This window comes from Dialister sp. (assembly GCF_047832375.1).
GTDB lineage: Bacteria > Bacillota > Negativicutes > Veillonellales > Dialisteraceae > Dialister.
Genome location: NZ_CP181256.1, coordinates 1,447,248 through 1,472,325, shown reverse-complemented (window position 1 = coordinate 1,472,325; position 25,078 = coordinate 1,447,248). Strand labels below are relative to the sequence as shown.

Genomic DNA, 25,078 nt, shown 5'->3' with positions numbered 1-25,078 from the left:
CAGTGGTTTCACCACACGATCTGACACTACCCCTCTAACGTCATCTCGAGCGGTGGTAGAATGCTGAGTGTCTCTACTGATAAGAACCGCTACAGCTTCGAGGAGTCGAGAGATCTCCCTGGTAAATGACTATGACGGGATTTCAAGAAGAATTGAGATTTGAGTGAAGAGAATTGAGGCCCCGCGGCTTCGCCGCAAACCCACCGGAATCCCTCTGTCACTTCGTGACATCCCCCTTTGAGAAAGGGGGACTATTCATTCGCGTCTCCGCCGCAAAGAATCAGCCTGCGGCGCACCATCAGCTAACCTCCGTCGCCTTCGGCGCCACCTCCTTCCCGGGGAAGGAGGCTAACGATTCGCGGCGAAGCCGCAGATGGGTTCCTGACGACTCTACACAAATAACGCGAAAGTGACTCAGCAGTAGGCCCCTTCCTCGGGAAGGGGCTGCCCACCGGGCTGGGGTTAGCTGATGGAAACTGATGGAAGTGCCGCAGGCGGATCCTCTATCTTCTTCCATCTATCTTCTATCGTCTAACAGCCACACCGCCAGCCACTGCATGTGGTAGTGACCATCCGGCCCAAAGGGCCTGACCCGCTCAAGGCTCAAAGCCCTATCTGTCCGCACGCCGCCCAGCCACCAGCGGTGAAGCCGCTTGACTCACACATCATTTACTGTTAAAATATCATAAGTTGGTGCTATCCCGGGCCTATAGCTCAGTTGGTTAGAGCCGACGGCTCATAACCGTCTGGTCCCAGGTTCGAGTCCTGGTGGGCCCACCAATGAAGGATAGAAGCCGGGCTTTTCAGCCCGGCTTTTTTGATAGGAGGAAAAACGGTGAAGCTTACAGAACGGCTGGAAAAGGTGGCATCCCTGGTGCCGAAGTCCACATCCATGGCGGACATCGGCACGGACCACGGGTACCTGCCCCTGGCTCTCCTGGAGGAGGGGAAGGTGGAAAGGGCCATTGCCTGCGACATCAACCGGGGTCCCCTGGAGCGGGCCCGGGAGCATATCATAAGCGTTGGCCGGGAGAAGGACATCGCCCTCCGTCTGGGCGGCGGCCTTTCGGTCCTGGAAAAGGGGGAAGTGGACGGCGTGGTGATAGCCGGCATGGGAGGCCTCATGATGAGGGATATCCTGGAAGCTGACATCGACAAAGCCCAGGCCCTCCGGTGGCTGGTGCTGCAGCCCCAGAACCACGTGGCGGACCTGAAGCGGTACCTCTCTACCCACCATTTCCGGGTTCTTCGAGAAGAAATGGCCCTGGAGGACCGGCAGCTCTATGAAATGTTCCTGGCAGCGCCGGGGGAAATGGAGCCCGTCACCCTTTTGGAGGGGGAAATCGGCGTCACCGCCGCCTACCGGCAGCATCCCCTGTTTCCCCTCCATATCCGAAAGCTCATCAGGAAGAGGGATTTCCTGATCAACGGGGTAGCAGAAGACAGCAGCAATGAAAGAAACCGACTGAGAAGAGCCCAGGCGGTGGAAGAGAAGAAAAGACTGGAGGCACTCTTATGAACATCACAGCAAAAGATCTGATGGACCTCATGGACACCTGGGCACCCCAGGACCTGGCGGAAAGCTGGGACCATCCGGGGCTCCAGGTGGGGGATCCCAATGAACCGGTGAAGAAAGTGCTCATTGCCCTGGACGTGACGGCGGAAAACGTGGAATACGCCGCCGCCCACGGGGTGAACATGATTATTTCCCACCATCCCTTCCTTTTTAAGTCCATCCACACCCTGGACCTCACCTCCTGGCGGGGCGCCATTATCGGGAAACTCATTACAAGCCGCATCGTGTCCTTCGCTGCCCACACGAATCTCGACACCGCCAGAGGCGGCGTGAACGATGCCCTGGCCGGAGCCCTGGGCCTTCAGGACTGTAAAGGCTTCGTGCCGGAAAAGACCCGTCCCATGATGAAAGTTGCGGCCTACGCCCCCTTCGTGAAGGCCAAGGAATTCCACTACCGGGTGAAGGAAGCATACCCGGATATCGGGAAGACCTTCTACCTCCTGGGCGACTTCGACGACGCCGCAAGGGTAGGGAAAATGGAATTCAACGTGCCCTCGGAAAAGCTGCCACAGCTCCTGGATGAAATGAAATCCATCTGTGGCCCCATCCACTACGACCTCTACGAACTGAAAAACGGAGGGCGCCACGAAACCATGGGCCGCATGGGCCACCTGCCCCATCCCATGACCGGCAGGGAAGCCCTGGAGCACGTGAAAAAGTGCCTTGGCCTCCCGGTCCTCCGGTATGCAGGAAATCCGGAGAGAACCGTGGATACCGTAGCCGTCCTTGGCGGCGCAGGCAGCGAATTTGCGTCCCTTGCCAAAGCGAAGGGGGCGGACCTCTACGTGACGGGGGACCTGAAGTACCACGAAGCCCAGGACGCCGCCGGCATGGGCCTCCTCGTCGCCGACGCCGGCCACTTCTACACAGAACGGGTCGTCGTCCCGGCCCTCGCAGGCCGCATCCGCCAGGCCGCCGCCGAAAAAGGCTGGGACCTGGAAGTGGTGGAAGACAGTGAGGCTAGAGATGTATTCGATCATGTGTGAGAGTTTATGACTATTTTGGTGAAAAGTGGCTGAGGGGGAATGCCCTGCGGGCAAAGTGGCTGAAGGGGAATGGCCTGCGGCCAAGGGGGGTGGTGTGCCGCGTCAATTCATATAGCGGCACGGAGTTTGTATTTCGCGGCAAAGCCGCTGAATCAATACTCTGCGGCGCTATTTAATTTGTGCGCCGCACCACCCCCTCGGGCGAAGCCCGTTCCCCCTCAGCCACCTCGCCGAAGGCGTTCCCCTTCAGTCACCTCCCACCCATACGCACGACCGCCAGCCGCACGATTGCCGCTTGAAATATCCCTCCCTCCATGCTATACTGTACTTGGCGAGCAGGAAAGATGATTGCGGGCCGTAAGGCGTGAGGAAAGTCCGAGCTTCGCAGGGCAGGATGCCGGATAACGTCCGGCGGGGGTGACCCCAGGGAAAGTGCCATAGAAAAGGAGACCGCCACGCAAGTGGTAAGGGTGGAAAGGTGCGGTAAGAGCGCACCAGCAGTCGGGAGACCGGCTGGCTTGGTAAACCCCATCTGAAGCAAGACCGAATAGGGAAGGGTTGAGGCTGCCCGCTGACCTTCCGGGTTGCGTCGCTTGAGCAGCCAAGCAATTGGCTGACTAGACAGATAATCATCACCGTGCAAACGGTACAGAACTCGGCTTATTGAATGCTCGCCTTGAAATGAAAGCAGACCTTTGGGGGTCTGCTTTTTTAATGCGCATGAGCTTGCGTGTGAACGTATGGGGGCTTTGGGATAGTTAGGAGTTAGGAGTGAGGAGTGAGGAGTGGTGGTGGCGGCGCACAATTCATATAGCGCCGCATTACTGATACACGTCAGCGGCTTCGCCGCAGAATATGTCGGATAACTGATGTCCCGTACCGTTGGATGGTTCATAAAGGTGGTGGATTGGCATCGCTGCGCTCGCCAACCGGTGCGCAGCGAACTGCAGTCACAGCAGCGAACATGATTTGAAGGAGCGTAGCGACGCGCAAATCATCGTGAGTCGCTGATAGCCGTGCTGTAGGGAGCCGCAGGCGACTGAGAATGCAGTGAGTCGCTTTCCCCGTGGGGTTGTGGGTGCTGACGCACCGGGTGCATGAGGTGGGCGAGCGGCTCCGCCGCAGTTGGGATTGACATAAACTGATTACACGATATATCCCATTAACCATAACTCGTCATCTCGAGCGGAGGAAGAATACTAAGTGATTCTACTGATAAGAATAGCTACAGCTTTGAGGAGTCGAGAGATCTCTCTGGTAAATGACTGTGACGGGGGTCAAAGAAGAATTGAGATTTGAGTGAAGAGAATTGAGTCCCCGCGGCTTCGCCGCAAACCCACCAGAATCCCTCTGTCACTTCGTGACATCCCCCTTTGAGAAAGGGGGACTACTCAATAGCGGCTGACGCCGCAAAGAATCGGCCTGCGGCGCTTCCAACAGCTAACCTCCGTCGCCTGGCGGCGCCACCTCCTTCCCAAGGAAGGAGGCTAACGGTTCGCGGCGAAGCCGCAGTTGGGATCCTAAAGACTCTACACAATAACGTGCTTTTGACTCATCCCGAGGCCCCTTCCTTGGGAAGGGGCTGCCCACCGGGCTGGGGTTAGCCGATGGAAACTTGATGGAACTGGCCCGCAGGGCCTATCCGTCTAGATCTAGACCTAGGTACTAGATCTAATTTCCCCACGGGGCTGGAGTTAGCTGATGGGAACTGATGGGACCGGCCCGCAGGGCCAAATCCCCTCGACCTCGACCTCGGTCTCAATCTCATTTGCCCACAGGGCCGGACCCGCTTTTTACAGGTGGAAGTGGAGGTATTAGACGAAAGAGGAGGGATTCTGTATAATGAATACAAGAGAGCAGGCAGAAGTATGCAGGAAGGACGGTGACAACCATGGGATGTGCTCGTTTGGGTAATGAGAAGCATTACACCATTTTCAGATATGGTCCTTATACGATTCGCTTTAAAGCGCCTTATTCTTTGGAAAGATATACAGCCATCAAAGAATGGGACCACGGCTACCTGGTGGTCATGGCGAAATACAAACACAACCCACAGCCGGAAGAAGAATACATCGACCTGGTTCCCATCCTGAAGGACCTCTATATTTCACCGGAAAAATTCTTGCAGAATATAAAGGAGGTCAAACTGGAGAATGCCTGATATTGAAAAGATTGCTGACCTTGCGGATATGATTGTCAATGGCTATGCGTTTACAAAATGCAACCACGGATATAGGATACTGAATCTCAATCGCCCTGATAAAGCAGCGGTGATTTCTAATACCGGAGATGTATTGGAGACATCCATGGACGATATAGAAATAGATATTGTGAAGGAATATTTCAGAAGAAATCGGGACAATCTGGAGGAATAACCAATGCCAAAATACTATGAATTTAAAATAGCTGGTTATTACCTTTACTTCACTTCTTTCTGTATTATCGAATGCATGCACGTCCATGCAAGTGATCGAAAGCTGACGGAAGCGGGTTCTGCAAAATTCTTTGTTAAATCCAATGGGGACTCCATATTGCAGAATAAAGGATTGCTTAATGATAGAGAGATCAAAAAAATCCAGTCCTTTATAAAAGAAAACTATAAAGAAATGTACCTGAAATGGGCTGAGTACAGTGAAAATGGCTTCTATGAAAAATAACCCGAAGTGGCAGTAAAAACTGCCACTTTTTTAGTGCAGGAAAAACTTTAAACATCCGGTAGCGGCTTCGCCGCGGGATATGCGGGATGACTTATGCCCCAGACAGGTGGATGGTTCATAAAGGTGGTGGGTTGACATCGCTGCGCTCGCCAACCAGGTTGTGGGTGCTTCGCACCGGGGGCATGAGGTGGGCGAGCGGCTGACGCCGCAGTTGGGATTGACATAAACTGATTACACGATATATCCCATTAACCATAACTCGTCATCTCGAGCGGAGGAAGAATACTAAGTGATTCTACTGATAAGAATAGCTACAGCTTTGAGGAGTCGAGAGATCTCTCTGGTAAATGACTGTGACGGGGGTCAAAGAAGAATTGAGATTTGAGTGAAGAGAATTGAGTCCCCGCGGCTTCGCCGCAAACCCACCAGAATCCCTCTGTCACTTCGTGACATCCCCCTTTGAGAAAGGGGGACTACTCAATAGCGGCTGACGCCGCAAAGAATCGGCCTGCGGCGCTTCCAACAGCTAACCTCCGTCGCCTGGCGGCGCCACCTCCTTCCCAAGGAAGGAGGCTAACGGTTCGCGGCGAAGCCGCAGTTGGGATCCTAAAGACTCTACACAATAACGTGCTTTTGACTCATCCCGAGGCCCCCTTCCTTGGGAAGGGGCTGCCCACCGGGCTGGGGTTAGCCGATGGAAACTTGATGGAACTGGCCCGCAGGGCCTATCCGTCTAGATCTAGACCTAGGTACTAGATCTAATTTCCCCACGGGGCTGGAGTTAGCTGATGGGAACTGATGGGACCGGCCCGCAGGGCCAAATCCCCTCGACCTCGACCTCGGTCTCAATCTCATTTGCCCACAGGGCCGGACCCGCTTTTTACAGGTGGAAGTGGAGGTATTAGACGAAAGAGGAGGGATTCTGTATAATGAATACAAGAGAGCAGGCAGAAGTATGCAGGAAGGACGGTGACAACCATGGGATGTGCTCGTTTGGGTAATGAGAAGCATTACACCATTTTCAGATATGGTCCTTATACGATTCGCTTTAAAGCGCCTTATTCTTTGGAAAGATATACAGCCATCAAAGAATGGGACCACGGCTACCTGGTGGTCATGGCGAAATACAAACACAACCCACAGCCGGAAGAAGAATACATCGACCTGGTTCCCATCCTGAAGGACCTCTATATTTCACCGGAAAAATTCTTGCAGAATATAAAGGAGGTCAAACTGGAGAATGCCTGATATTGAAAAGATTGCTGACCTTGCGGATATGATTGTCAATGGCTATGCGTTTACAAAATGCAACCACGGATATAGGATACTGAATCTCAATCGCCCTGATAAAGCAGCGGTGATTTCTAATACCGGAGATGTATTGGAGACATCCATGGACGATATAGAAATAGATATTGTGAAGGAATATTTCAGAAGAAATCGGGACAATCTGGAGGAATAACCAATGCCAAAATACTATGAATTTAAAATAGCTGGTTATTACCTTTACTTCACTTCTTTCTGTATTATCGAATGCATGCACGTCCATGCAAGTGATCGAAAGCTGACGGAAGCGGGTTCTGCAAAATTCTTTGTTAAATCCAATGGGGACTCCATATTGCAGAATAAAGGATTGCTTAATGATAGAGAGATCAAAAAAATCCAGTCCTTTATAAAAGAAAACTATAAAGAAATGTACCTGAAATGGGCTGAGTACAGTGAAAATGGCTTCTATGAAAAATAACCCGAAGTGGCAGTAAAAACTGCCACTTTTTTAGTGCAGGAAAAACTTTAAACATCCGGTAGCGGCTTCGCCGCGGGATATGCGGGATGACTTATGCCCCAGACAGGTGGATGGTTCATAAAGGTGGTGGGTTGACATCGCTGCGCTCGCCAACCAGGTTGTGGGTGCTTCGCACCGGGGGCATGAGGTGGGCGAGCGGCTGACGCCGCAGTTGGGATTGACATAAACTGATTACAAGATATATCCCATTAACCATAACTCGTCATCTCGAGCGGAGGAAGAATACTAAGTGATTCTACTGATAAGAATAGCTACAGCTACGATGAGTCGAGAGATCTCCCTGGTAAATGACTGTGACGGGGGGTTCAAAGATAGAGTTGAGATTTGAGAGTTGAGAGCCCCGGTCCAGCGGCTTCGCCGCAATCCCGTCAGAATCCCTCTGTCTGCTTCGCAGACATGGGGCTGTGAAATAATTGAATTAAAACAGTCGCCAAAAAAGGTGTCTGACTCAAGCGAGCCGGACACCTTTTTCAGTGGTATTATAGTGTTATGATGAAATGCAAAAATACCAGTTATCATTGTACCCCACGGCAGGGCTTTTTGCCACTGTCTATTGCATCTTATCTGCCAATTGATGACCCTGTTTTTGAATTTGACCATTTAATGGAGGCTATAGGATTAAGAAAATATCTTCCGGTACAGTCCCACTGCTCTGCAGGCCGCATCGGATACAATCCGGTCATTTTACTTAAACTCGTGCTTTTCGGATTTATGCTGGGGTATTGTTCTTTACGCAGCCTGGAGAAGGCCTGCCGTACAGATCTGCGATTTATTTACCTCTCAGACGGTCAGGCTCCCAGTTACCGCACTTTTGCAAACTTTATCAACAAAGTTCTAGCCAATTGTATTGAGGACATTTTCAATGCGGTTAATGCAGAAATCTTCAAGGAAGACCACGTCGATCTCAACCATCTTTATATTGATGGCACCAAAATGGAGGCCAACGCCAATAAATACAGCTGGGTGTGGAAAAAAACAACTATAAAATCCCGGTATCACCTGTATGAGAAGATTACGTCACTGCTGAATGAAATTAACTGCGAGCTGGCAACAGAAGGAGCAACAATAGAAACGAGCACCGAATACGTTCCGGATTATCTGGAGGAAAAGCTGGAAGCTCTTGAACGCTTCTGGAATCTGGATGAAAAGGAATTTGTCCATGGTCCGGGACATCGCAAGACTCCACACCAGCGTATGTGTGAAAAGCTAAAGCAATATACGGATAAACTCAGGGAATATGGAGAAAAGATAAGGATCTGCGGCCCTAATCGAAACAGCTACTCGAAAACTGATCCTTCAGCTACATTTATGCGGGTAAAGAAGGATTATGTAGGTAATGACCAGCTTCTTCCTGCATACAACGTGCAGTTTGGCATCGCCGACGAATATATTGCCGTTTTGGATGTCAGCCAGTGCCGGTCAGATATGGACTGCTTCATTCCCCTGATAGAAAAGTTCCATAAGACCTATCATTTTTATCCGAAATACCCGGTAGCAGATGCGGGATATGGCTCATTTAACAACTATATCTACTGCGAACAGCATGGCATGAAAAAATTCATGAAATTCCCCATGTTTAAGAAACAGACAAGCGATGCCAAGTACAGGGATAACCCATTCCGGGCGGAGAATTTTACAATTGATGCCAACGGAATCATGCGCTGCCCCTTCGGCAGGGCATTCAGGCTCCAATACAGAAAGTCGATTCCAGGTAACCACTACGGGCGCCAGGAAGAGATTTACCAGTGTGAAGACTGTAGCGGATGCCCCTATGCCGAGAAATGTAAAAGGACACCAAGAAACCGGACAGTTCAGATTAATCAGGAACTGACTTCCATGCATAAAGAAGTCATCGCCAACCTGGAAAGTATTCAGGGAGCCCTGCTCAGAATGAACCGTTCCATCCAGTCGGAAGGTACTTTTGGAATCATAAAAAACGACCACGGATACAAGAGAATCGTCAGAAGAGGTACGAATCCTGTAAAAGTAGAGATTTACCTCATGGCGATAGGCCAAAATCTGAATAAACATTACCATAAACGCATGAGAATGCGAAGAGCAGCATAAAATAAAATAATTGGGATGACTGGGGAAAGGGGGAAGTATACTCAATTTCAGCAAAATAAATGGATATTTAACTGGAATACAAAAAAGGAGGCTGTGAATAAAAATGATTTCTCATTTTTTCACAGCCCCCTATCCAGTAGCAGTTAACACCGCGAATTTCGCCTGCGGCGCACGCTTCAGCTAACCTCCGTCTGCTTCGCAGCCACCTCCTTCCCAAGGAAGGAGACTTTTCCATAGCGGCTTCGCCGCTGTTGGGATCCTGATGACTCTGCACAAATAACGTGCAAATGCCTCAGCAGTAGGCTCCCTTTTCCAAAGGCAGAGGTCCTGCATAGGACCTCTGAGCCGGGCCCAAGTTGGCGCTTTTTCTGCACATAAAAGCGCCTTCCTTTCAGGGCCCGGCCGGAATGCTCCCCACGGGGGTGAGGGATTCCGATGGAAAGCGCTGCAGGTATATGTCTCACTTCCCCCTTTGGGGTGGCAAGGGAACTGGAGTCACAGCAGCGAACACAAGTTGCACCAGCGAACATGATTTGAAGGAGCGTTAGCGACGCACAAATCATCGTGAGTCGGTGACAGCCGTAGCGAAGGAGCGTAGCGACGCACAAATTGTCGTGAGTCGCTGATAGCTGTGCTGCAGGGAGCCGTAGGCGACAGAGCATCCAGTGAGACGCCATCCAGTGCAGTTGGTGTGCATTTGCCGCGAAGCGGCTGGTGTTGTTGATGGAAAACGGTTGGAGCAACTTTAGCGAGAACCCCCTCCGTTGCCTACGGCGCCACCTCCCCCATAGATGGGGGAGGTTAAAGACAAACCAGCCTGCGGCGCTTTTCTTCAGAATCCCTCTGTCACTTCGTGACATCCCCCTTTGAGAAAGGGGGACTTTTCATTGGCGGCTCCGCCGCTGTTGGAATCCTGATGACTCTAAAGTAGGCCCCTTCCTCGGGGAAGTAAGCGAACTGATTTCGTAGGGAGCCGCAGGCGACTGAGAAATCAGTGAGACACTTTCCCCAGCAAAGTCGGGCAGGGGCTCCCGCCAGGGTGGGGTTAGCTGATAGGAACGGATGGGACCGGCCCGCAGGGCCAAATCCCCTCGACCTCGATCTCGGTCTCGATCTCATTTGCCCGAAGGGCCTGTCCAGCTCAAGGCTCAAGGCTGAAGGCTCAAAGCCCCGTCCGTCCGCACGCTGACTAGCCACATAGCGCCGCAGGCGGATTCCCTCGACCTCGGCCTCGATCTCGGTCTATTACCCGCACCTGGCCAATCACTCCAACATATTTTTTGAAAAAAATTCCCCTCTCCATGTTCACAAAATGACATCTCGCGTTATGTATATAGTAGAGGGATAAAAAGCCTCTGGAATGGATAAGTCCAATTTCATATTTCCCAACTGCTAGCTACGGGAAGGTTCTATGAAGCTGGTCACTTCCATGGACGTCTGCTTGAGTCCCCCCTCCATGGCCATCGAGGATGGCGAAAATAAATAGGATCCTGCTAAAGAACCTGGGGAAATAGCCAAGGCCTTGGTGAAAAACCGGGAATCAGCAGCAGGATAACCGGTTATTCTCGCTAAAAACAACCCTATATGGAAGGCTCAGGACTTTAGAGTAGCTCATGCTTTTGATCCTCTGACGACAAGTTCAGTTTGGGGATAACTTCGGTTACGCCCTTCACGCTGGCGTCTGATTCATTGGACAAATTCTTGCACTCTACGGACACCGGGTCTTCTTGGTGTGTTTACGGTTTGTTGGCAGCAGGTATTTAATGTGTCCAAAGTCAAAGTAGCTAGTAGCCAGGTCTAGTGTCTAGGCGGCCAGCGGCTTCGCCGCAGATGGAATCCTAAAGAATCTGACCCTATAACGTGAAGATGCCTCAGCACGAGGCCCCTTCCTTGGGGAAGCAAGCGAACTGGAGTTACAGCAGCGAACACAATTTGAAGGAGCGTAGCGACGCACAAATTGTCGTGAGTCGCTGATAGCTGTGCTGTAGTGAGCGTTAGCGAGCGAAAATCCAGTGAACCCTTTCCCAGCGAAGTCGGGCAGGGGCTCCCGCCAGGGTGGGGTTAGCTGTAGGTAAACTGTCGGAAGTGGCCCGCAGGGGCTGGTCGGTTTAAAGTTCAGGTTTCAGTAGGTTGCCTCAGTAGAAGATTGGTGTATATAAGCAGAAACTTCCCGGGAAAATTAAGAAGTGGGAATTTTACTGTAAATTGCCTTTATAAATTTGGGGATTTTGTGGAAATTCTGATGAAAATATTTCCTGTTCACGGGGTGACTGGGGGAGTTTTTTAACGATATTAGTATCAGAGGGGTGAATGAAAGACCTCATGAGACGTTCCAAGGGTTTTCCAAAGGTTTCCTTCCATCCATGGTACCGAAGGGAGCGGGGAGGACCCGAGGAGCCGGGAAATTTCCCTTTCACGAAGCCTCTCCTTTCCCAAAGAATCCGTCCGGACGGGGAATGAAGGAAAGAAAAAGCAAGAAAAAATCAGAACAGAAAAGCAGAATGGAAGCGCAGTCACAGGACTTTCCTCCCTTGACGACAGTTCCGAGCAACACTGAGCGGAGAGCTCCGAATAGGTATGGGTGATGACCGATACCGGTTTCTTCGAGAGCACAAATCCGGTGCAGACTGCCAAAGCGCGGACGCCTGATTCACCGGTTGAACTTACCTGGTGCCCTTCCGAATGCTTTTCTGTTTTTTGTTATGCACATCAGTGGGAACAGCATCACCGGTCTGCTGAAAGCAGGTGCAGCATTCTATCTTTACCAAGGACTTGCCAGGATTTTTGAAAACCTGTCAAGTCCCTTTTTAAATTTCTGAATTGCCATTTTCCTTCGACACTATCGAGTCTTTCACACCATACGGACTTTTGGACGATTTTTTGTTCGTTCGAGGGGGGCGAAGCAGAGAGATTGTACGTTCGAGAATGCTGAACAGGATATTTAAACCGTTCGCCATTCTCGAACGGAGTTTTATGAGATGAAAATGAGAGGAAATTGAACAGGAGTCGAAAAAAGTGATGGTATAGTACAGCCAGGCCGGTACTATTCCGGAGCGCGCTTCGGGGAAACAGAGGATTTTCCCCATGAAAAACAAAATTGCATATAAAGAAATCGAGAGACTGGTAAAAATGGCCCGGACAGGAGACAAAGAGTCTCTAACCCTCCTGTGTCACCGATTCCATCGTCTTATTTACAAGCTGTCCGTAACTTCCTATGAAACCATTGATCGGGAAGATATGGCCCAGACCCTCTGGGTCCATTTTCTGGAAATGGTTCCCCTTTACCTAAAAGAGAGGAACTTTGCCTTTACCCCCTGGATTTCAGCAATCCTGCGCCGTCGGGCAGTGGATTATGTAAGACAGCATGAAAAAGAACTTTCCCATCAGGGAGCTAAGGACAGCGAAACCCATGACCGGCTCCTTTCAGGGGAAATCATGCTCGATGGTGCCCTGCAGAACTGGTATGTCATGGAAGATCAGAAATTGACGGCGGGGGAGGTGGAAATGCTGATTCACAATGCCCAGCTGACAGAAAGGCAGGAAACCCTTCTAAGACTCCGGATGAAAGGCATTCCCTGGGCGGCCATGGCTGACTATTGTCACCTGTCCAAAAAGAATGTCTATAAACATAAGAATGCAATCTGTGAGAAGCTCAAAAGGAGTGAAGATTTCCAAAAATATTTTGCCTGAGGGGGTGACTGAAGCGGAACTTTTCCGATATTAGGTTCAGAGGGGACGAAAAAGAACCGGAACAACGGAACCGCGGCTGTTGAAAAATCCGGAAACATATTACCCCTCAAAGGAGTAAAAATTATGAAAACTCTAAATCTCATTTTTGCAACCGCCGGGAAAACGGATATGACCATTACCCTGGCAAACCCCAAAGAAGGGCTCACGAGGGAAGAAGTAAATACGGCAGCAGCCAAACTGATTCCCATCCTGGTAACCCGCAGCGGCGCCGAAGTGACGGCTCTTACCAGAGCCACCATTTCTACCACCACTACGGAAGAATTGGCGTAAGGAGGTAAAGTATCATGGCAGCCGTTAAATCTATGACCGATCTGAAACTTCTGGTGGTTGTCGAAAACGGGACCACCGCATCGGGCAAGAAATCCACGAAAAACATTTCCTTCTCCCAGGTGAAACTCACCGCTACCGATGAAGAACTTCTGGCAGCAGGAAATGCAGTGGCAGGACTCCTGTCCACGAACCTGTCCGGGCTGAAGCTGGTCAATACCTATGACCTTGCTGAATCCGTCTGACCGGTGAAATAAAAGGTCCGCTCCAACCGGGGCGGACCTTTTACTTGTGCGCCCAGCATGGGCGCACTCTTAAGGGTGAAAGTCCCTAGACCGCCCGACAGCGGGAAGGTCATAGCCGAACACCAAGGGTGTCCATCGTGAGGTGGAATCTGAAGGAAGGTGCAGGCAAATCTCCGGTCCGATGTACAAGAACCACATAAGGCTACGGCAGGATGGATAAGGTTGCATGACAAACTGAAGTCCCATAGCTGTACGGAATCCTGCAGAGTACATGTGGCGGATATATGGAGAGAAAGAGTGCGTTCTTACCTGGGGAGGTCTCACGGACACAGCATAATAAGGCTGTATTTACTGGGCTGTGCTGTGGTTGAAATAAGATTTGCCGTGAGAAGTCAGCAGAGGCCATAGTACCAGATGGCTCATAGGCATCTGGGAAGGGCCGAACTTTAGGAGATGTTAGTCAATGAAAGTAACCAACCATGGGCTTAAAGGCAGACAACTTCAGAAAGAAGACTACTGGCAGAAAGCAGCTGCAGAACAGCAAGGATATGCCGGAGTGCCCATCCATGTGAGGATTGCTGAAAACAACAACATCATCGCAGACTTGCATAAGCAGGAATGCGAAAACTAAAGAACCGCCGTATACCGAACGGTACGTACGGTGGTGTGAGAGGTCGGCGGGCCGAAGCCCGCCTCCTACTCGATGGGAAAATTAAGTTTGTCAAGTTGTTGGGATTGGTGTTGGCACCCGGCCACTCGAGTGAATGGGGATAAGGGTTGCGGTTTTGGGAAGGCCCACGGCCCCGGTGCGAACCACCCACAACCCTCAGCTCCATTCATATGTTCAGCCGCCCGCCAACCACAGATACCAACAACTCGCCAAAACGTAATTTACACATTTATTCTGACCCCAAATTTCCCTTTTTATTATATATTATAGAAAAATTCTATAGTTGTGAATAAAATAAGATCCCACCAAATGACCCTGTGAATAAGTATGCATATTCAAAGTACATAAGTTCTTATTTCTTTATCAGATGAAGAAAAATTCAAATGCTCCCTCTACCATTGTTATCCATTACTATCCGTTCCTATGTTTTCCTATATTTCATTTCAACCTTTCTAAAATAACTAAAATTGTCCTCAATTTGGACTTATATTTTGTATACGATTCTATTTACTGACAATTTTAAGTGCATAAACATCCAGTAAATATAAGTTATTATTCGGCTAGAGAGCTCACGAATCGTGAGAAGATGATCCTGCTGTATATCCGACTGGATACACAGTTACAGTATGTATTGATTTATTGGGGGAGGTATATGATATCATATATACAGCGAATAAATTCTTATTTAATCTTAAAAGGGGATTCTAGAAAAATTTATTCGGTCGGAAGCAGAAAGATGACCATTGCTTCATAGTCCATGTATATGGTGCCCTCCTTCAGCTAGGCTGTTTTTCCTGCAGTATACATGAGCGGCTTTGGATAATGTATTCTTTCCCGAATGGCAGTCAAGCCCGTTGTATTTCCTTTTTGTTTGATAAGGACTGAGGTACAGGGGAAATGGTTTCCCGCAATAGGAGGAGCAGGATTTAATGATTTTTATGAAAGAGGAGATGGGTTATCAAGAAAGTACGGATAATCGAAATAGATCCAACTATATCCATTATCGTAAACGATTTGGAGGTTTTCATGGAAAATGAAAAAACATATAGAAAACTTCGATGCCTGATTCCCAATCTGAATGGGAAATACGCCAGTTCATTGGCATTATTTGACAATAATGGGAAAATGACGCCCATCTATTGTTCTGTAAATACTTATTTAAATCAGTATTTACAGGATATGGAAGCCAGTCATATAACTGTACGGAAAATTTCCATTTTTAAATCCCGCCGCGGAATTGCCTATGAATTTTCTAACGGCCTGATTCTTGTACCTGTCAAGATTTATAACTGTGGGGGAGGAAATGGCTTCGTATCACTAATGGATGTGAAATCGGTATATACAGGTTCCGATGGGTTCGCAAACATGGAATTATTTCAACTTGCTGGTCAGAATGAGCCAGTCCGCATCCATACAGAATGCAAACGAAACTCTTTATTGGACCGATTCGATAAGGCTTGTGAGACTTTTAAAATAATTCCTAATATCCACGGTGATACACCTTTCAGGCTGCGGGCGGAGGATTGTGAGGCTCATTTGGAGCAGAAGGTCTATGGAGCCCCTCTGGTAGATAACAAAGAACGACAGACTTCTATTGACGAACTCGTGCAGGCTGTAATAAAAAGAACTCCTGAAGAGCAGCAGCAGTTCATGACGAAAATGCAAGAAGCCATGGACTGGGATGTATCGGAATCGGATGACCGGAAAATTCTGGCGAAAGAAGTATCCAGAAAGGTCTATAAGGCTGCAGTGCTAGGGGATTCTGCACAGGAAGAGGAAAAAGCGGAAGGAGAGTTTTCGAAACCGCAGATTTCTCTAGAAGTACCGGGAATTCCAGAAGCAGTAAATAATGTACAGTCTCTGTGGGTAAATAAAGTCCTCACCAAATCTTTACCCATTTCTACGATGCAGGAGATTGCTTATAATGAAAAACTTGCGGGCATTGGAAAAGTCCTTGAAGCGGCTATCGCTCCGTCTCTTGCTATGACGGAAATCGTGGAAGCTGCCAACCGGAGTTTGAACCATATAAAAATGATGAACGGCTGCTTGAGTCCTTTTAGCCAGAAATGGTAGTTTTCCGCAGAAGACGACGAAGAGGAAGAAGATTCTTCATCTTCGGAAATCAAATAACGAACAGCGATGATTTCCACCTGATCAGTGGGAAATCATCTTTCTCAAAAACAAAGAGGTTCCTATCATTGGATAGGGGCCTTTTTTGTGCGGGCCTATTTGTTTGACTGCACTGAAACACGGAAATGGAGTCCTACAGTATGCTTTGACAGGCCTCTCCAATCCCCGGTCTCCTGTGCAGATGAAGAAGTGGCTCTTTTCGAAGGACCACATCACCCACACCCTCTGTAAAAAGGAAAGGGCCCACTTTATCGCCCATACGTCCGGCGATATCCATGAGGCCCTCGTCCTCTACAGCCAGGCCCAGAAGTCGTCTCTGGCCAAGTACGGGGCCATGGCAGACTCCACCTGCAGCGACGGCAGGGCGAGGGGCATGTTCCAGTTCTACGGCGCCGCCCGAAGCGGCCGGTGGGCGGGGCGGCGGATCCAGCTGCAGAACCTCCCGCGAAACAGCATGGAAGACCTGGACCTGGCAAGAAAGATGGTAAAGGACTGGGACTATGAAAAGCTCTCCTTCTTCTACGATGAAGTGACGGACGTGCTTTCCCAGCTCATCCGGACCGCCTTCATCCCTCGGAAGGGTTATAAATTCATTGTCTCCGATTTCTCCGCCATCGAGGCAAGGGTGCTCTCCTACATGGCGGGAGAACGGTGGCGGATGGAAGTCTTCGCCAAGGACGGTGATATCTACGCTGCCAGTGCTTCTGCCATGTTCCATGTGCCAGTAGTTAAGCACGGCATCCACGGCGACCTCCGGCAGAAAGGAAAGATTGCAGAGCTCGCCCTGGGCTATGGCGGCGGAGAAGGAGCCCTGAAGGCCATGGGAGCCCTGGATATGGGCCTCACAGAAGAAGAACTGAAACCATTGGTCACATCCTGGCGCACCACGAACCCTCACATCGTAGATTTCTGGTGGAAAGTAGACCGGGCAGTGAAAGAGGCTATCGAAAACCACCGGATCATGAGAGTAGGCACTCTCACCATCTTCATGCAGAAGGGTATCCTTTTCATCGAACTTCCTTCCGGCCGGAGACTTGCTTACGTAGGGGCTGCCATGAAGATGGGAGATAAAGGCTATAAAGTCATCACCTACATGGGCGTGGGAGCTACGAAGAAATGGGAGCGGATAGAGTCCTATGGTCCCAAATTCGTGGAAAATATCATTCAGGCCGTATCACGGGATATCCTTTGTCACGCCATGAAGAACCTGCAGGATCGATACATCTGCGGCCATGTCCACGATGAGCTGATTATCGAGTGCCCGGAAGATACGAGACTGTGTGAGATTACAGATACTATGGCAGAAATGCCAAACTGGATGTCGGGGTTGGTGCTTCGCGCAGACGGTTATCAGACATGGTATTACAAGAAGGACTGAGACAAAGATCTAGGTCTAGGTAGTCATCCTGCGGCACTGTGAGGCTGAGGGACGTGTGAGCGGGTGGATGGTAGTGGGTGCTGGCGCACTGGGGCCGCTGGTGGTATGGCGGCTCCGCCGCAAAATCATATTATTTTGGTAACGTTCTGACGTAATAGTCGTGGCAAGCTGTTTCAAGCCACGGCTTTTTTATTGACCCTGGCGAATTTTAGATGACGGTTATAATTTGTAAGGAGTAAAATGCAAGGTTAAAATATGATAAAATAAATGATAATAGCTATATTACTGGTACTAAGGCTGCGAATGTAGTTAAGATCGCAGGTTAAAGGTTATTGAACAAGGACAGTCACAATGGCAAAATATACTTTCTCAACGCAAAATGGTAAAGCCTATTACTGGAATTCTATTCCCGGATTTATTAAAGATGATTCTACTTCAATTATTGGTCAGCTGGTTAATCATGCCTTTGAGGTGAGTATTGATCAAAGGGATGCATGGAACAATCAGGTCAGTGAGCTCCAGAGGAGATTGGAAGCCTGCCAGATGGAAGGGGATATCATATTTGAATATGATATTGTACGCCTTGGCAAGCGTATAGATGTAGTCCTATTGATTCGACATATGGTATTTTCCCTGGAGTTTAAAAATGGGAAAAACATTTACACTGCCCAGGATGCCCAGCAGGCCGAGGACTATGCCATTGATATCAAGAATTTCCATAAAGAATCAGAAGATCTTTATGTTTGTCCTATTTTGGTAGCCACTGATGCAGATAAGTATAAAAAAGAACAGTCTTTGGGCTGCTATCCGGATAAGCAGATTTATCTGCAAAGAGAGAATATTGAAACCCTTATCCCCAAAGTACAGCTTCTTATTGGTAAATATGGCAGTGATGAGGTTATAGATTTTAATAAGTGGTTCAATTCTCCCTATCATCCAACTCCTACGATAATCGCAGCGGCTGTAGAAGCATATACAACTCATGATATTAGTGAAATTGCAAATTCCGAGGCTGGTCAGGATAATATTGATTCCTGTGAAAATGAGATTAATAAAATCATTTCTTATGCTAAGGTAAATAAGAAGAAATGTGTTTGCTTTATTACGGGAGTGCCAGGAGCAGGGAAAACATTGGTTGGCCTTGATGTAGTGGCTAAGAATCTAAAAGCAGAGCAGGAAGGAGCGACGCATAATCTCAGTGTTTATATATCAGGCAACGGTCCACTTGTGGAAGTACTGCGGGAGGCTTTAAAGCAGAGTGTTAAAACTCTGAACAAAAGGAAACTTAATCATGAGACCAAAGCAGCTATAGAAGCCTTAATACAGAGCAGTTATGGATTTAAGAAAGATAACATGCTAACAAAACATCCTACGGCTGAAAATATTCTGATATTTGACGAAGCCCAGCGTGTCTGGAATAAGGAACAGATGGCGAAGAAACATAATAACGAACCATCTATGTCAGTCAGTGAACCCCATTTAATGTACAGTATTATGGACCGTCATCAGGACTGGGCGGTGATGATCTGTCTCGTGGGATTGGGACAGGACATTTACGATGGCGAAGTTGGGATTAATGAGTGGTTCAATTGTGGAGTCAATGATTTTCCGAACTGGGAAATGTACTATTCTCCAGATATCTTTGATCAGGTAGAGGATAAACAGATTGACAGAGAAATGATAGAGGGCTGTCCCAGATGCCATCCGGTTCCAGCTTTGCACTTAAAAACGTCTATTCGGTCTTTCCGGGCAGACAAACAGTGTCAGTTTGTGGACAATTTACTGGATAATAACCCTAAAAAAGCCCGCAGTATATATAACGAAATTCATGTCAAATATCCCATATTCATTACCAGAAATTATGCAAAGGCTAAGGAATGGGTGAGGGGGCAGGTCAGGGGTTCCCAGAGATGCGGCGTTTTGGCTTGCAGTAGTGCCCAGCGTTTGAAACCGGAAGGCATTTATGTTGCCAAAGACATTGATGTGAAGAATTGGTTCCTTGCACCCAGCAATGATATGAGATCTTCTAATATGCTTGAGATTGCAGCCAGTGAATTTAAGGTTCAGGGGCTGGAGATTGACTGGGGGCTGGTGTGCTGGGATGCAGACCTTCGGAGAAACGAAAAGAGTGATTCCTGGGAATATTACAATTTCAGAGGAGCAAAATGGGTACACCGTCATAAACCAGAACAACAGAGGTACCTTTTAAATTCTTATAGAGTACTTTTGACAAGAGCCCGACAGGGGATGGTTTTATTTGTCCCACATGGGGTGGATCCAGACATAGATCCCACAAGAAATCATGATTACTACGATGCTATTTATGATTACCTTATCTCCTGTGGTATTCAGCCATTAGACTGAAGGTGGGCATTCTTATGAATTAAACTCATCTTTTCATAAAAGAAATGAGTCTGATATAATAGAAATGATACTGGACGCTTTTTCGCTGACAATTCTTGTCATGCTGAAATAGTACTATTTATATAGAAAAATACAAATCGTATCTTCAAATATATATTACAGGAGTGCTTAATGGATAAAGTACAAACTTTCAAACTGGGAGAACTTTTTTGTGGCCCTGGCGGGATTGCTTATGGAGCGCTTCATGCTCAGAGTAATGATGGCAGATTTCAGATTACCCATGCCTGGGCTAACGATTTTGACAGAGATACATGCGATACATATATCAAAAATATTTGTCCCAATTCACCGGAGTCTGTCCATTGCATGGATGTTCGAAAACTGGATATCAAATCATTGGGGCCGATTGATGCCTTCGCTTATGGTTTTCCATGCAATTCATTTTCCAATGTTGGGGAACATCAGGGATTGGCCAATGAGAAATTTGGCCAGCTCTATTGGTATGGCATTGAAGTACTCAGGCAGTATAAACCGAAATGGTTTATTGCGGAAAATGTCAGTGGTATCCGCAGCGCGGGGTCCGGAGATTTTAAAATCATTCTGAATGATATGAGAGAGTCTGGATATAAGCTTACCGTGAACCTGTACAAGGCAGAGCAGTACGGGGTCCCCCAGACTAGGCACAGAGTCATCATTGTGGGAATACGGAATGATTTAGATGTGGAATTCCATGTACCCGATCCTGCGCAGTATGCATGGGTGGATAATAGTGCAGGATATGCATTTTCTCAAATTTCTCGTGGTGCCCCCAATAACGAAATTCGTAAATTGGTGCCCAAAGTTCAAAGGAGACTTACCTATATTCGTCCAGGAGAAAATGTCTGGCAGGCAGAGGAAGCTGGTCACCTCCCGGATGAGTTAAAAATTCATACAAAGACAAGAATCAGCCAAATTTATCGTAAGTTAGATCCGGGAAAACCGGCCTATACTGTAACGGCAGCTGGTGGCGGCGGAACATTTATGTACCACTGGTTAAATAGAGAGCTCACTAATCGAGAAAGAGCCAAATTACAAACTTTCCCGGATGATTATGAATTCGTAGGAAAATATTCATCTGTCAGAAAGCAGATAGGGATGGCAGTTCCCTGCAGGCTTTCTAAAATTGTTCTGACAGCAGTATTAAACAGTTTTGCGGGCATAGAATATCCATGGGTGGCACCAAACCTTAAGGAATAGCGGAAATCAATGAAAATGTGAGGGATTGATTATGCTGAATTATTGGTGGGTTACAAGGCCGAAGAGACGATTGGACAGTATTCCAGAGGTATTGGCAGCTTTTGCTGATATTTCTTTAAACCAAGAGTGGGAAGGTCAGCGGGGAACACAGCTGAAATATGAAGAAGCCCTTGAAAAGGCTGGCTTGAAACGAGTAGGTATCCGCAGGGACCAGAGTGGCTCCGGCGGCCGTACCTACCAAGCTTGGCTGGAATCATTGGGCCTTATTTTTCATCAGGCTAAGACCCGGCAGATCAAATTGACACTGGCTGGCGAAGCAATCATGAATGGAGATTCTCCAGTTCAGATTTTGACAATGCAGGTCTTAAAATACCAGTTTCCATCCGCCTTTTCCATCAGCCGTGGAGTTCAAGTAAACCGCCGCTTTAAGATTCATCCTTTTCTCTTTCTCCTGCGGCTATTAGACGATTCTAGAGTTCAATATTTGACGCAAGATGAAATTGCAAAAATTGTTATTGTTGAGGCTGAAAATGAGTCAGACCGCTGCTATGAGCATGTGGTAGACCGGATTCTCCAGTTTAGGAGTTATGGAGACAGCTGCCTTCAGTCCGATTTTTTTGAACAATACAAACCGTCTAGAGGCCAAGTCAATCCGGATCATCCTTTTAGTCACCTCATCGATATTGCCAACACAATGATTAATTGGATTGAATATACCCAGCTGGCCAAGAGGGATGAAGCAAAACATCTTGTCATTTTGGATGAAAAACAGGATGAGGTCCGTCATATTTTATCGTTAAAGTTTCCGTTTATTGAACGACCGGAAGATCACGAATTTTTCCAGCGAAAGTATGGACTGGATCCTAAGCATCGCAAGGATACCAGAAATCTGGAAAAGACAAAGACCATTACTGAAAAAATCATTGCTGAGATGAAGATTAAGCAAGCCTATATACGAATCGCCATGAAGAGGCCGATTATAGGGGTAACAACTTCTTTGATTCAGGAAATCTCTGATGATACAGGGATTGTTGATAACTTAGTTGAAGACACTATCCAAAAGAACTATCCCCATGGTTCTATCGGCGCATTCCTGGCATCCTATTTCGAAATGGCTTTCAAGGGAACAGAAGAGGCTGTTGATTTCGAAAAAGCAACAACAGATCTTTTCCGGGATGTCTTTGGCTACAATGCCATTCATCTTGGGCAGACAGGTAGCAAATCGGCACCAGATATCCTTCTTATTTCTGATTCAGAAGGGTATCAGTCTATTATCGATAACAAGGCATACAGCAAATACAGTATTACCGGAGACCACCATAACCGGATGGTGCATAACTATATAGATAAAATTCATAACTATAGTTCCTGCCAATATCCTATCGGTTATTTCGCTTATATAGCCGGTGGATTTGCCAAAAACTTTGACAGGCAGGTTCTGGATGAGGTGCAGGAATCTGGGGTACATGGTTCCGGTATTACGGTTTCAAACTTCATCAAAATGGTGGAGAACCAGACTACTGGAAAGAGAACCTACAGTCATGCGGAACTTCGTGAACTTTTTGGTATGGACCGACAGATTCGTCTGCAGGATATCAGCGGAGGACCGATAGCTGCTTATCCGCAGAATAGAGGTACTTTGCAGAAAGTAGCTATTAAAATCACGGATAAGTATGGTGAGTAATAATGGATGATATGACTCCAGCCCAGCGTAGGAGAAATATGCAGCATATCCGCTCCAAGAACACCAAAATTGAAACAATTCTGCGGAAAGCTCTATGGAATGCGGGAATACGGTATCGGAAGTATTATGATAAGCTTCCAGGCAAACCGGATATCGCCATTACAAAATATAAGATTGCCATTTTCTGTGATGGTGAGTTTTTCCACGGTAAAGATTGGAAAGGGCTTAGGCAGAGGCTGACTCATAGCAACAACAGTGAATATTGGACAAAGAAAATTGATCGTAATATTCATAGAGACATGGAAGTAACCCATGAAATAGAATCTATGGGATGGACGGTCATCCGGTTCTGGGGAAAAGAAATCAAGAAAAATCCTGAAAATTGCGTCAGCCAAATTCGTGAAATTATAGAAGACCATAAAGGCACAACTTTAAATCATGATAATTGAACGGCTTTGTTCATTTGGCAGAAGGGGACTGTTTTATGATTGATTGTGATTATGAAAAAGATGCACCCCATGCGGCGGCATTAATTCAATCCATGCGGGCATTTGGCTATGATATTAAGACAGCAGTAGCCGATCTCATCGACAATAGCTTGACCGCTGGAGCGGATAAGGTATGGGTGCGTTTCGACTGGAATGATGGGCATCCATGGATTTCCATAGCTGATAATGGGAACGGAATGACAGAAGATGAACTTGTCGAAGCCATGCGGCCTGGCAGTAAAAATCCTTTGGAAGAAAGGGAAAACGACGATTTGGGACGATTCGGCCTTGGCTTGAAAACAGCATCTTTTTCACAGTGCCGTAAATTTACTGTTGGGACAAAAACGGGAGAGGAAACTGTACATAAACGACGGTGGGATTTGGACATTCTCTCCAAAATGAATGACTGGATTCTCCTTAAAGATGGCTCTGATACTGCAAATAGGGTAGTCAATGAATTCTTTGACTCCCATAACCATGGGACTATTGTAGTTTGGGAAGATCTTGATCGGATTATACCGGATGAACATATTCAGGATGAAAGCTACCAGGAAGCGTTCTTACGGTATGGTTCAGAAGTGGAATCTCATATTGCTGAAGTTTTCTCTGACTTTATGTTTGGCTTACCCGGTAAGCATAAAGTTCAGATGTTCATCAATGATAATCTCATAGAGCCGTGGGACCCATTTATGACGGACTGCCATCCATCTGGAGAGCAGCAGCCACAGGAAAGTTTCTTTATTCATGGACACGAGGTTACGGTACGTCCTTACGTTCTTCCACACAGAAGCAAAATTACGGCGGCAGACTATGAGAAGTATGCAGGTGTAAGAGGCTGGACGGCGCAGCAGGGATTTTATATCTATCGAAATCATCGAATGATCGTTTCTGGAAACTGGCTGCTTCCGGGAATGCAGAAAAAGGAACAGTATAAGCTGGCGAGAATCCGGATTGATATCGACAATGGGCAGGATAAGGAATGGAGTATTGATGTTAAGAAATCGACGGCAGTTCCACCTGTATCGAAACAGGCTGAATTAAAGCGGATTGCTATAGCAACCCAGCGCTTATCTTCCCAGGTATTTCGACACCGTGGGAAGAAACTCGCCCGTTCTAGTAAGACCAGCCAGACATTCTTATGGAGCCAGCGCATCAAAGATAAGAAAATTGGATATGCAATCAATCGAAGCCATCCTTTTATACAGCAGCTCTTGAAATCAGATGCGAAAAAAGAAATTGAGCAGCTGTTGAAGATGCTGGAAGAAACGATTCCCGTTCCTGCCATTATTTCTGATTACTCTGAGCATGCTGATAAGATGATGCAGCCCCTTGATGGGATGGATGATAGTGACTTGAAGAAAGCGATGGAAGAACTGTATCAGATATATCTGGATGGTGGCATGAGTTCAGAAGAGGCCATTCAAGGTATTGCTTCCATAGAGCCTTTTATCTATAAACCTGAAATTGTGGAAACATTTAGGGAAGAAAAGGAGAAAGACAATGGATAATCTGTTTAATTCTATGTATGAATCATTGCTCAAATTTGCTTATTCATCTGCCAAACCAACAGCTATGCTTATTGATAAAAAGTATGATCAGCTGCTTCCCTTGCTTAGGTCCCAGTATAAAGGCGAGACTATAGATAAGGAGAAAGTTCTTAGGAAAATCCTTGAGTCAGTAAATACAGACGCAAAGAATTAATAATTCCTTAGTGACCAGAGGAAATCTAAGTACTGATTTTTGAATAATTCGAATATGAAGATAAGTCTGAGATCG

The 25,078-nt window shown here is 47.5% G+C and carries 21 protein-coding genes, 1 tRNA gene and 1 other RNA gene; all 23 read left to right on the top strand.

The window, feature by feature from the left end:
• The first annotated feature begins 703 nt into the window (after positions 1-703).
• The 23 genes from ACFWUL_RS05915 (at position 704) to ACFWUL_RS05805 (ending at position 25,003) form a co-directional block, all read left to right on the top strand.
• Positions 704-780 (top strand) — tRNA-Ile (locus tag ACFWUL_RS05915).
• Positions 781-835: 55 nt separating this feature from the next.
• On the top strand, positions 836-1,519 hold the full coding sequence (locus tag ACFWUL_RS05910) for a tRNA (adenine(22)-N(1))-methyltransferase (protein ID WP_416178099.1): 684 nt from the start codon (positions 836-838) through the stop codon (positions 1,517-1,519).
• A complete protein-coding gene (locus ACFWUL_RS05905; RefSeq protein WP_416178098.1) occupies positions 1,516-2,562 on the top strand; it encodes a Nif3-like dinuclear metal center hexameric protein in 1,047 nt (348 codons plus the stop codon). The genes ACFWUL_RS05910 and ACFWUL_RS05905 overlap by 4 nt, the downstream gene beginning before the upstream one ends.
• A gap of 332 nt (positions 2,563-2,894) precedes the next feature.
• An RNA gene (rnpB, locus tag ACFWUL_RS05900) (RNase P RNA component class A) lies at positions 2,895-3,240 on the top strand.
• A gap of 1,228 nt (positions 3,241-4,468) precedes the next feature.
• Positions 4,469-4,723: a hypothetical protein gene (locus tag ACFWUL_RS05895; protein WP_416178097.1), complete on the top strand. Its 255-nt coding sequence runs from the start codon at positions 4,469-4,471 to the stop codon at positions 4,721-4,723.
• Positions 4,716-4,937: a hypothetical protein gene (locus tag ACFWUL_RS05890; protein ID WP_297021429.1), complete on the top strand. Its 222-nt coding sequence runs from the start codon at positions 4,716-4,718 to the stop codon at positions 4,935-4,937. The genes ACFWUL_RS05895 and ACFWUL_RS05890 overlap by 8 nt, the downstream gene beginning before the upstream one ends.
• 3 nt (positions 4,938-4,940) lie before the next feature.
• A complete protein-coding gene (locus ACFWUL_RS05885; RefSeq protein WP_297021427.1) occupies positions 4,941-5,219 on the top strand; it encodes a DUF4160 domain-containing protein in 279 nt (92 codons plus the stop codon).
• Between the two features lie 993 nt (positions 5,220-6,212).
• Positions 6,213-6,467 carry a hypothetical protein gene (locus tag ACFWUL_RS05880; RefSeq protein WP_416178097.1) on the top strand — a complete coding sequence of 85 codons (255 nt, stop codon included), beginning with the start codon at positions 6,213-6,215 and terminating at the stop codon, positions 6,465-6,467.
• Positions 6,460-6,681: a hypothetical protein gene (locus ACFWUL_RS05875; RefSeq protein WP_297021429.1), complete on the top strand. Its 222-nt coding sequence runs from the start codon at positions 6,460-6,462 to the stop codon at positions 6,679-6,681. The genes ACFWUL_RS05880 and ACFWUL_RS05875 overlap by 8 nt, the downstream gene beginning before the upstream one ends.
• Positions 6,682-6,684: 3 nt before the next feature.
• Entirely contained in the window at positions 6,685-6,963 is a 279-nt protein-coding gene (locus ACFWUL_RS05870; RefSeq protein ID WP_297021427.1) for a DUF4160 domain-containing protein, read from the top strand.
• Between the two features lie 549 nt (positions 6,964-7,512).
• Entirely contained in the window at positions 7,513-9,090 is a 1,578-nt protein-coding gene (locus tag ACFWUL_RS05865) for an IS1182 family transposase (protein ID WP_297020808.1), read from the top strand.
• A 3,084-nt stretch (positions 9,091-12,174) separates the two neighbouring features.
• Complete coding sequence (locus tag ACFWUL_RS05860) at positions 12,175-12,780, top strand: RNA polymerase sigma factor (RefSeq protein WP_416178096.1); 606 nt, start codon at positions 12,175-12,177, stop codon at positions 12,778-12,780.
• A 123-nt stretch (positions 12,781-12,903) separates the two neighbouring features.
• Positions 12,904-13,110: a DUF2922 domain-containing protein gene (locus ACFWUL_RS05855; RefSeq protein WP_416178095.1), complete on the top strand. Its 207-nt coding sequence runs from the start codon at positions 12,904-12,906 to the stop codon at positions 13,108-13,110.
• Positions 13,111-13,124: 14 nt separating this feature from the next.
• Entirely contained in the window at positions 13,125-13,352 is a 228-nt protein-coding gene (locus tag ACFWUL_RS05850) for a DUF1659 domain-containing protein (RefSeq protein ID WP_416178094.1), read from the top strand.
• Between the two features lie 463 nt (positions 13,353-13,815).
• Positions 13,816-13,983 carry a hypothetical protein gene (locus tag ACFWUL_RS05845; RefSeq protein WP_297041640.1) on the top strand — a complete coding sequence of 56 codons (168 nt, stop codon included), beginning with the start codon at positions 13,816-13,818 and terminating at the stop codon, positions 13,981-13,983.
• Between the two features lie 1,065 nt (positions 13,984-15,048).
• Complete coding sequence (locus ACFWUL_RS05840) at positions 15,049-16,095, top strand: hypothetical protein (protein ID WP_416178093.1); 1,047 nt, start codon at positions 15,049-15,051, stop codon at positions 16,093-16,095.
• Between the two features lie 160 nt (positions 16,096-16,255).
• Positions 16,256-17,530 (top strand): DNA polymerase, encoded by a 1,275-nt coding sequence (locus ACFWUL_RS05835; protein WP_416178092.1) that lies wholly within the window; start codon positions 16,256-16,258, stop codon positions 17,528-17,530.
• 351 nt (positions 17,531-17,881) lie between these two features.
• Positions 17,882-19,894: a DNA/RNA helicase domain-containing protein gene (locus tag ACFWUL_RS05830; RefSeq protein WP_416178091.1), complete on the top strand. Its 2,013-nt coding sequence runs from the start codon at positions 17,882-17,884 to the stop codon at positions 19,892-19,894.
• A 171-nt stretch (positions 19,895-20,065) separates the two neighbouring features.
• Positions 20,066-21,130, top strand: a complete 1,065-nt coding sequence (locus tag ACFWUL_RS05825) for a DNA cytosine methyltransferase (RefSeq protein ID WP_416178090.1) — start codon at positions 20,066-20,068, stop codon at positions 21,128-21,130.
• A 31-nt stretch (positions 21,131-21,161) separates the two neighbouring features.
• On the top strand, positions 21,162-22,814 hold the full coding sequence (locus tag ACFWUL_RS05820) for a restriction endonuclease FokI C-terminal domain-containing protein (RefSeq protein WP_416178089.1): 1,653 nt from the start codon (positions 21,162-21,164) through the stop codon (positions 22,812-22,814).
• Between the two features lie 2 nt (positions 22,815-22,816).
• The gene (locus ACFWUL_RS05815; protein WP_416178088.1) at positions 22,817-23,263 is read left to right on the top strand and encodes a very short patch repair endonuclease; all 447 of its coding nucleotides are present in this window, start codon (positions 22,817-22,819) and stop codon (positions 23,261-23,263) included.
• Positions 23,264-23,298: 35 nt separating this feature from the next.
• Entirely contained in the window at positions 23,299-24,810 is a 1,512-nt protein-coding gene (locus tag ACFWUL_RS05810; protein ID WP_416178087.1) for an ATP-binding protein, read from the top strand.
• Positions 24,803-25,003, top strand: coding sequence for a hypothetical protein (locus ACFWUL_RS05805; protein WP_416178086.1), 201 nt, complete (start codon positions 24,803-24,805; stop codon positions 25,001-25,003). The genes ACFWUL_RS05810 and ACFWUL_RS05805 overlap by 8 nt, the downstream gene beginning before the upstream one ends.
• The last annotated feature ends 75 nt before the right edge of the window (positions 25,004-25,078 follow it).

Coding starts and splice junctions, on each gene's coding strand:
- ACFWUL_RS05890 (WP_297021429.1), top strand. CDS start 4,716: ATGCCTGATATTGAAAAGATTGCTGACCTTGCGGATATGATTGTCAAT.
- ACFWUL_RS05830 (WP_416178091.1), top strand. CDS start 17,882: ATGGCAAAATATACTTTCTCAACGCAAAATGGTAAAGCCTATTACTGG.
- ACFWUL_RS05870 (WP_297021427.1), top strand. CDS start 6,685: ATGCCAAAATACTATGAATTTAAAATAGCTGGTTATTACCTTTACTTC.
- ACFWUL_RS05825 (WP_416178090.1), top strand. CDS start 20,066: ATGGATAAAGTACAAACTTTCAAACTGGGAGAACTTTTTTGTGGCCCT.
- ACFWUL_RS05875 (WP_297021429.1), top strand. CDS start 6,460: ATGCCTGATATTGAAAAGATTGCTGACCTTGCGGATATGATTGTCAAT.
- ACFWUL_RS05885 (WP_297021427.1), top strand. CDS start 4,941: ATGCCAAAATACTATGAATTTAAAATAGCTGGTTATTACCTTTACTTC.
- ACFWUL_RS05810 (WP_416178087.1), top strand. CDS start 23,299: ATGATTGATTGTGATTATGAAAAAGATGCACCCCATGCGGCGGCATTA.
- ACFWUL_RS05815 (WP_416178088.1), top strand. CDS start 22,817: ATGGATGATATGACTCCAGCCCAGCGTAGGAGAAATATGCAGCATATC.
- ACFWUL_RS05845 (WP_297041640.1), top strand. CDS start 13,816: ATGAAAGTAACCAACCATGGGCTTAAAGGCAGACAACTTCAGAAAGAA.
- ACFWUL_RS05840 (WP_416178093.1), top strand. CDS start 15,049: ATGGAAAATGAAAAAACATATAGAAAACTTCGATGCCTGATTCCCAAT.
- ACFWUL_RS05820 (WP_416178089.1), top strand. CDS start 21,162: ATGCTGAATTATTGGTGGGTTACAAGGCCGAAGAGACGATTGGACAGT.
- ACFWUL_RS05805 (WP_416178086.1), top strand. CDS start 24,803: ATGGATAATCTGTTTAATTCTATGTATGAATCATTGCTCAAATTTGCT.
- ACFWUL_RS05905 (WP_416178098.1), top strand. CDS start 1,516: ATGAACATCACAGCAAAAGATCTGATGGACCTCATGGACACCTGGGCA.
- ACFWUL_RS05855 (WP_416178095.1), top strand. CDS start 12,904: ATGAAAACTCTAAATCTCATTTTTGCAACCGCCGGGAAAACGGATATG.
- ACFWUL_RS05865 (WP_297020808.1), top strand. CDS start 7,513: ATGATGAAATGCAAAAATACCAGTTATCATTGTACCCCACGGCAGGGC.
- ACFWUL_RS05860 (WP_416178096.1), top strand. CDS start 12,175: ATGAAAAACAAAATTGCATATAAAGAAATCGAGAGACTGGTAAAAATG.
- ACFWUL_RS05850 (WP_416178094.1), top strand. CDS start 13,125: ATGGCAGCCGTTAAATCTATGACCGATCTGAAACTTCTGGTGGTTGTC.